8 protein-coding genes, 2 tRNA genes and 1 rRNA gene are annotated in these 7,813 nt (G+C 38.4%); 1 reads left to right on the top strand and 10 read right to left on the bottom strand.

Going from position 1 to position 7,813, the window contains the following annotated elements; translation table 11 throughout:
* Positions 1-159 precede the first annotated feature (159 nt).
* On the bottom strand, positions 160-819 hold the full coding sequence (locus AAIB49_RS18885; protein ID WP_445254527.1) for a redox-sensing transcriptional repressor Rex: 660 nt from the start codon (positions 817-819) through the stop codon (positions 160-162).
* A gap of 190 nt (positions 820-1,009) precedes the next feature.
* Between AAIB49_RS18885 and AAIB49_RS18880 the strand changes: the two genes are divergently transcribed.
* A complete protein-coding gene (locus tag AAIB49_RS18880; protein WP_343458942.1) occupies positions 1,010-2,929 on the top strand; it encodes an ABC-F family ATP-binding cassette domain-containing protein in 1,920 nt (639 codons plus the stop codon).
* 40 nt (positions 2,930-2,969) lie between these two features.
* On the opposite strand, the gene AAIB49_RS18875 is transcribed toward AAIB49_RS18880, so the two are convergent.
* The 9 genes from AAIB49_RS18875 to rrf all read right to left on the bottom strand — a co-directional run bounded on the left by AAIB49_RS18875 (position 2,970) and on the right by rrf (position 7,803).
* On the bottom strand, positions 2,970-3,410 hold the full coding sequence (locus AAIB49_RS18875) for a hypothetical protein (RefSeq protein WP_339217111.1): 441 nt from the start codon (positions 3,408-3,410) through the stop codon (positions 2,970-2,972).
* 248 nt (positions 3,411-3,658) lie between these two features.
* Positions 3,659-4,666 carry a tRNA (adenosine(37)-N6)-threonylcarbamoyltransferase complex transferase subunit TsaD gene (tsaD, locus tag AAIB49_RS18870; protein ID WP_339217112.1) on the bottom strand — a complete coding sequence of 336 codons (1,008 nt, stop codon included), beginning with the start codon at positions 4,664-4,666 and terminating at the stop codon, positions 3,659-3,661.
* Positions 4,663-5,112 carry a ribosomal protein S18-alanine N-acetyltransferase gene (rimI, locus tag AAIB49_RS18865; protein ID WP_339217113.1) on the bottom strand — a complete coding sequence of 150 codons (450 nt, stop codon included), beginning with the start codon at positions 5,110-5,112 and terminating at the stop codon, positions 4,663-4,665. The genes tsaD and rimI overlap by 4 nt, the downstream gene beginning before the upstream one ends.
* Complete coding sequence (tsaB, locus tag AAIB49_RS18860) at positions 5,105-5,809, bottom strand: tRNA (adenosine(37)-N6)-threonylcarbamoyltransferase complex dimerization subunit type 1 TsaB (protein ID WP_339217114.1); 705 nt, start codon at positions 5,807-5,809, stop codon at positions 5,105-5,107. Before tsaB ends, rimI begins: the two co-directional genes overlap by 8 nt.
* 35 nt (positions 5,810-5,844) lie before the next feature.
* Positions 5,845-6,294 (bottom strand): tRNA (adenosine(37)-N6)-threonylcarbamoyltransferase complex ATPase subunit type 1 TsaE, encoded by a 450-nt coding sequence (tsaE, locus tag AAIB49_RS18855; RefSeq protein WP_339217115.1) that lies wholly within the window; start codon positions 6,292-6,294, stop codon positions 5,845-5,847.
* 4 nt (positions 6,295-6,298) lie between these two features.
* The gene (gene thiL, locus AAIB49_RS18850) at positions 6,299-7,270 is read right to left on the bottom strand and encodes a thiamine-phosphate kinase (RefSeq protein WP_343458941.1); all 972 of its coding nucleotides are present in this window, start codon (positions 7,268-7,270) and stop codon (positions 6,299-6,301) included.
* A 135-nt stretch (positions 7,271-7,405) separates the two neighbouring features.
* A tRNA-Asp gene (locus AAIB49_RS18845) sits at positions 7,406-7,482 on the bottom strand.
* 61 nt (positions 7,483-7,543) lie between these two features.
* Positions 7,544-7,620 (bottom strand) — tRNA-Met (locus tag AAIB49_RS18840).
* A gap of 67 nt (positions 7,621-7,687) precedes the next feature.
* Positions 7,688-7,803: ribosomal RNA gene (gene rrf, locus AAIB49_RS18835) — 5S ribosomal RNA — on the bottom strand.
* Positions 7,804-7,813: the final 10 nt, after the last annotated feature.

The raw sequence follows: 7,813 nt of genomic DNA, 5'->3' as shown, positions 1-7,813 counted from the left end.
CACCGCCTCTAAAGCGAGTTAAATTAAAAAAATGACAATAGCCTAATGAAAATGGTTCCAATCATCCAAAAACGATGATCGGAACCATTTTTTTATTATTCTTGGCTAGTTATGTCCCAGCCCCTTTTATGTATTAGCTAAGATGTGTGTCAAAAGTTCCTAATATGTATCCTCTTCCTCATTATCTATCTTCTCTAACGGATAATGCTTTAAGAAATACACTAACGCCTGTAATTCAATGGCTAAATCAATATGGTGTACGCGAACATCGTCGGGTACGGTAATACGTGCTGGTGTGAAGTTTAAAATACCTTTGATACCCTTTACTACTAATCGTTCCGTTATACGGTCAGCTTCTTGAGCCGGTATGGTTAGAATTGCTACTTTCACATTACCTAATCTCTCTTCCAAATCATCAATATGATAAATCGGAACGCCACCAATTTCTTTCCCCACTTTTTTCGGGTCCGCATCAAAGGCTAGCATAATTTTCGTATTATTATTTTTGGTGAAATTATAGTTTAGAAAGGCTGTACCTAGATTACCTACCCCAATTAATGCTACTTCGGTAAGCTCATCCTGGTCTAATGTTTTCCGGAAAAAACCTAATAAATATTCAACATTATACCCATAGCCCTTCTTCCCAAGTGCTCCAAAATAGGAAAAATCTCTACGAATAGTAGCTGAATCCACTTTGACAGCCTCACTTAGCTCCTTTGAGGAAACACGGGTCTTTCCTTGCATTTGTAAATTATTTAAAAAACGATAATATAATGGGAGTCTTTTGGCAGTCGCTTGTGGTATTTTGTTTTGATCCAAGCTGATTCCTCCTTACCATCTATCCAAATCTTCGCTTAAAACATAATGGAACAATAATAATGTATAAATTAGTACCAATTTCTATTTTATCAGATTTTTTGTATTAAGTCGTGATTAACTTCACATATTCACAATATTATTGCTCGAACGGCTATATTTGGATACACTTAAAATACTAGAGGTGACCATGATGATAATTATGCAATTAAATGATCTCTCCAAATCATTTGGAGCTGAAGAAATATTAGCAAATATAAAAATAGAAATAAAAGATAAAGATAGAGTAGCGATAGTAGGTCGGAATGGTGCTGGAAAGTCTACCCTTCTTAAAATAATGGCTGGTGAGATGTCCTATGATACCGGTGAATTAATTAAGCCGAAGGACCTCACTATCGGTTATTTATCACAGCATACCGGCCTAGAATCATCTAACACGATTTGGAACGAAATGTTAGAGGTCTTCTCCGATTTAATTCTACAAGAGAAGAAGCTACGATCCATGGAAACAAAAATGGCCCAAGTACATGAACTAGAACCAGCTGATGCAGAGAAATTATTGGCCGAATATGATCGCTTGCAGCAGGAATTTGAAACGAACGGTGGATATAGCTATGAATCTGAAATTAAGGCTGTCCTATCTGGTTTAAACTTTCTAGATTACGATGACCAAACACCGATTAATGAGTTAAGCGGTGGACAGAAGACGCGCCTTGCATTAGGGAAGCTATTACTAAAGAAGCCAAACTTACTCATATTAGACGAACCGACCAACCACCTAGATATCGATACATTATCCTGGCTTGAGAAATACCTTTTAAGTTATCCAGGTGCGGTAGTTATTGTCTCGCATGATCGTTATTTCCTTGATAAAACGGTAACCCTGGTTTATGAAATATCACGCCACCGCACGAAGCGATACCATGGAACATACAGTGATTTTCTAACGCAAAAGGCACTCAACTTTGAACAGGAAATGAAAGAGTTTGAGAAGCAGCAAACCGAAATTAAGAAAATGGAAGAATTTATCCAACGAAATTTAGTACGAGCATCCACGACTAAACGTGCACAAAGTAGACGGAAGCAGTTAGAGAAGATGGATCGACTAGATAGACCTTTAGGAGATGAATCCTCTGCTTCGATTACTTTTGAAATTACGAAACGAACTGGGAACGATGTCTTAAAAATTAACGATCTCTCCTTCCGCTATGATGAAGGAGGAGACCCGATTTTTAAAGATGTAACGTTTCACGTATCACGCGGTGAGAGTATTGCCTTAGTTGGCCCTAATGGAGTCGGAAAAACAACCCTGCTTAAAAATATACTAGGGAAGTTAGCGCCTAGTGAAGGAACTATTCAACTTGGTACGAATGTACAAATTGGTTACTATGACCAAGAACAGGCTAATTTAAGCTCACACAAGACCGTATTAAATGAATTATGGGATGAATACCCACATGTCAATGAAAAGGATATTCGTACGATTCTTGGCAATTTCCTCTTTTCCGGAGATGATGTGTTAAAGCCTGTCCAATCCCTTAGTGGTGGAGAAAAAGCACGTCTCGCTCTTGCCAAGCTTCGTATGCAAAAAGCGAACCTATTAATTTTGGACGAACCGACGAACCATCTTGATATTGATAGTAAGGAAGTATTAGAAGCTGCACTAATTGATTTTCCTGGAACGATTGTCTTTGTATCCCATGACCGTTACTTCATCAATAAGATCGCTGATAAAGTGGTCGAAATGCAACGGGATGGTGCTACTGTTTATCTCGGCGATTATGATTACTATATCGAGAAAAAACAGGAGGAAGAAGAGTTAGAGCGTCTACAAGCAGAAGAAAATCAACCTAAGGCTACGAATGAAAAGAAATTAAGCTTTAAGGAAGAGAAAAAACGCCAAAGTGAAGAACGAAAAAGAGAACGACAAATTGCTAAATTGGAAGCGGATATTGAAAGATTAGAAGAAGAGCTAGCATCTCTTGAGGAAGAAATGACAAAACCAGAAGTGTACGAAAACCATGAAAAGGCGTTAGAATATACCAATAAAACCAATGAAGTAAAACAAGAAATCGAGAATTTGATGGAAGAATGGACACTATTGCAAGGCTAATAAGAAAGGCAGGTTACGCTCTATGTAACCTGCCTTTCCTTTACTGTGGATAGCTTGAAAGATATTCCATTACCTCATTTGGTATTTTAAAGCTAAGCGTAATATTTTTCACACTGAAATCAAGGTACGGAGAATTTTGGTATGTTGTCATTTGAGCCGCCTCAGATAAAGATGATTTATCTACACTAGATTCACCTAACTTTTTCGTATCGCTTTGGTACATGTTGAATTGCCTATCCACAGAAGCATCAGTAGGTACCTTTTCCATTACCCAATCGTCTATCTGCAATGCATTTACAAAATCAGCTATATCTTGATCGTCTTCGATAGTCACTATTTTCTCATCTGTACCAGGCAGCACCACGTCAATCTTTTGTGTAACATCCAGTGATGAGCTCACATCAAGTTCCTCTGTGTTGTTTTGACACCCTACTAGTAACAATGTTATCCCCAACAGCACGATCCATATTAATCGTTTCATATGATCTCCTTTCATGTTATCTATATATCATGATGTTACCAAATTTACCCAATCATTCAAAGGGGATTACGAAAACCATTACTATCCACAACGTTATCCACTTACAAACGCCCAATATAGCCATTATCAACAAATTTATTCACAGCATCCACATAGAATTTCAATGTTATCCACAATTGTTATTAACATGACAAAAGCCAATATAACAGGAAAAGGAAAAAAATAGCCACAACCCTGTGGATATTTTCTTAACGTAATATTAAGGAAGGATTAGCATTTAAATCCATACCAGAACGCTTCTCTTGTTCATAATTAATTGTCCCTGCTGCTGCAATCATAGCCGCATTATCCGTACATAACCTTAAAGGTGGTATTAACAAAGGAATCGTGGTCTCTTTAAATTTGGCCTCAAGCTCTGCACGTAGTCCTTTATTAGCAGCTACACCACCTGCTACGATTACTTGCTTTACATTATATTGCATTGCCGCTTTAAGCGTCTTTGTTGCTAATACATCGATTACACTTGCCTGAAAGCTTGCTGCTATATCTTCTTGCTTCAATGTTATACCTTTTTGTTTGGCATTGTGGATTTTGTTAATAACTGCTGATTTCAGCCCACTAAAGCTAAAATCGAAACTATCTTCCTCCAACCATGCTCTCGGAAAATCAATAACAGCCTCGCCTTCTGCTGCGAGTCGATCTATATGCGGTCCTCCTGGATAGGGGAGATTTAACATTCTTGCCACTTTGTCATAAGCCTCACCAGCCGCATCATCCCTTGTCTCGCCAATTACTTCATAGCTACCATGCTCTTTCATTAGAACGAGCTCAGTATGCCCTCCTGAGACAATTAACGCTAATAGTGGAAATTGAAATTCTTCCTCTAAGCGATTAGCATAAATATGTCCCGCAATATGGTGAACACCAACTAACGGCTTTCCTTTCGCAAAGGCTAGCGCCTTTGCTGCGTTTACACCAATTAGAAGTGCTCCGACTAATCCTGGCCCCTCTGTTACCGCAATTGCGTCAATATCATCCCAGTCTAGACCAGATTCATTAAATGCTTCCTCTAATACTAGCGTAATCTGTTCCACATGATGTCTAGAGGCTATCTCTGGAACCACGCCTCCAAATCGCTTATGACTTTCTATTTGCGAAGCAACAACATTAGATAGTACTTCTCTACCGTTCTTTACTATGGAAACCGCTGTTTCATCACAGCTTGTTTCAATTCCAAGTATATATTTATCCTTCATATTAAGTTCACCCACATTACTACAGCATCCTCTTGATTGTCTGTATAATAGTTTTTTCGAATTCCACCAGGAACGAGTCCAAATTTCCGATACAGCTTTTGGGCAACAATATTCGTTACACGTACCTCTAAAGACAACCTAGTCGCCCCCAAACCGATTGCTTGTTGTAAAGCAAAACGAAATAGCTTTTCCCCTAGCTTCTGTCCTCTAAACCCTGGGAGTATCGCGATATTCGTAATTTGTGCATCATCAAATACAACCCACATACCTACATAACCAATTATCCTCTGATCAATCTCAATAATATAGTAATAAGCATGTTGATTTTGCGTTAGTTCTTGCCTAAAGATCTGCTCATTCCAAGGAGAAGAAAAGGATGCCAGCTCTACAAGCATTACTTGATCAATATCTGCTAATTCCATTTTTCTAATTGTTAGTTCAGCCATTTTCTTTATCCTTCTGTTGCTTTAACCAATTAGCTTCTGCTTCTGCTAAACGTAAATAATTTGGTGTTAATGCATGGGTTTCTTCGATATCCTTGTCTTCCGCAGCTAATACTAAATCAGAAGGCTTGGGAATATGGTAAGCCATTTCAGGTATTACTGCATGGCTCCCCAGCTTTTCTACTATGATTTCTCGATTCTTCTCGATATCCGGGCTTAAGAAAATAACGTTTTTATCCAAGCCTGCGAGTCTGTCCAACCAATCAGCAAAAGTAGTATTCTGTTCTTCTATTATTTGTTCTAATTTACCTTGCTTGTTTGCATACAAGCCCGTATAAACCAAACCTCTTCTTGCATCAAAAAACGGGCATATTAGAGCATCCGAAAAGACTGCACGGTAAGCCAATAACTCTAAGCTTGACACCCCTACCACCGGGATATTTAACGACCAGGCTAATGTTTTAGCTGTAGTTAATCCAATTCGTACGCCAGTATAGGAGCCTGGTCCCTTGGCTACGACAATTTTATCTAGCTGTTCTGGCTTCAGATTAACTTCTTTCATTAATTGTTCAATAGCTGGCATCAGTCTAACTGAATGGTTTTTGGCTATATTTGTCACGACTTCCCCAACTACTTCTTTATTTTTTACGATTGCGACACCTAATGCTTGATTGGATGTGTCCATTGCCAGTATATACATCTAACGTAACTCCTTCTCTAACCAAATCCTTAACCTTATAAAGCTTTAACAACCTGTTCAAAATGCTCACCAATTGGATCAAATTCAATGACTCTTGACTGCTCGTCCAAATATTTTATTGTTATATTTAACCGTTCGACAGGGAGATAATCTTCAATAAACTGTGCCCATTCTACTACGGTTATACCATTACCATTAAAATACTCATCAAATCCAATATCCTCATCCGAGTCTTCTAATCGATAAACATCCATATGATAGAGAGGCATAATGCCTTCGTATTCTTTAATTATCGTAAAGGTAGGACTGCTTAAGGTTCTTTTTATAGCTAGTCCTGAGGCTATCCCTTTTGTAAATGTTGTTTTACCTGCTCCTAAGTCTCCCTCAAGAGTTAATACATCACCAGGCTTTAATAAGGAAACTAACTTCTCAGCCAATGCCATTGTTTCCTCTGCATTACTAGTTTCCACTTTATATTTACCCATTTTGTCACCTACTTAAGTGGTTATATCCTTTTTTCTCTAACTGAATTATTTTACCATTTTCCTGCTGTAAAAACAGCTTGCCAGCGTCCTTTTCATCCGTTACATAGCCAATTTCTGTTAAGCGTAAACTAAGTTGCTGTGCACGCTGCTTTACTAATTCCCAATCGCTTCGGGAAACCGTACCAAGTAATTCAAAATCCTCTCCACCAAATAACTTCCAATTGTATTGAAGATTAGAATCAAATTGCGCATATGCGGGATGAACTGGTATTTTATCCTCTATTAATACCATACCGACTTTAGATGACTCGGCAAGCTCATGTGCTTCACTTGCAATACCATCGCTTATATCGTTTAGTGCTACCCTATTTATTTGCTGTAATCCTAGTGAAAACTCAACCCTTGGACTAGGTAATTGATGTCTTCTTTTAAAATATTCCTCTTCTTTATACGTTCCCGCATTCTGTAATATATGTAATCCTGCTTGAGAATCTCCCAAGGTACCGGTAACAAATACTACATCACCTTCTTTAGCAGCACTTCTCAGTCTTGAAATATTTCTATTAGCATATCCTATAACAGTTATAGAAATTACCAACTCTGTTCCCGATACAGTATCACCACCAATTAGGTCTACCTTATACCGATCAGCAAGACTTTTCATACCATTATAGATTTCTGCTAATTCTTCATTGGACCAATCGTTAGATATGGATATAGCCACTAAATAATATGCTGGTGTTGCTCCCATTGCCGCAATATCACTTAAATTTGCTGCTAGTGCCTTATAACCGATATGATAGGGCTTCATCGTACTTTTAATAAAATGAACATGTTCAACTAACATATCCTTCGCAACCACTATATCCTCTCCACTTGGACGGATAATAGCTGCATCATCTCCTACTCCTTTACGCAGCGTTGGTTGTCTATAATAGGATTGCTGAATTGATTGTATAAATGAGAATTCATCCACACCACTCACCCTACTTTCTATAACACTACATCCATGATAGCAAAAAGATTATGTAGATACTATTTTACACGCTTTTAAAAAACAAAAAAACATGATTTCCGTAGAAATCATGTGTGATTATGTATATTATGTTAATGGCGGTCCGGACGGGACTCGAACCCGCGACCTCCTGCGTGACAGGCAGGCATTCTAACCAACTGAACTACCGGACCACTTTCAAAATTGTATAAATTCTCATGAGAAAATTTCAACTAGCTAATAGTTGAAATAATTTGGTTGCGGGGGCAGGATTTGAACCTACGACCTTCGGGTTATGAGCCCGACGAGCTACCAGACTGCTCCACCCCGCGGTAATATAAAGTATTTAATTTTAATCATGCACTTATGAATTGTGCAATTGATTATATAATAAAACTTGCCTGGCAACGTCCTACTCTCACAGGGGCAATGCCCCAACTACCATCGGCGCTGAGAAGCTTAACTTCTGTGTTCGGTATGGGAACAGGTGTGACCTTCTCGCCATCATCACCAGACAATTTCTTA

It is taken from the genome of Ornithinibacillus proteolyticus (assembly GCF_039581225.1).
Taxonomy (GTDB): domain Bacteria; phylum Bacillota; class Bacilli; order Bacillales; family Amphibacillaceae; genus Ornithinibacillus; species Ornithinibacillus massiliensis.
This window is presented reverse-complemented; position numbering and strand designations above follow the sequence as displayed.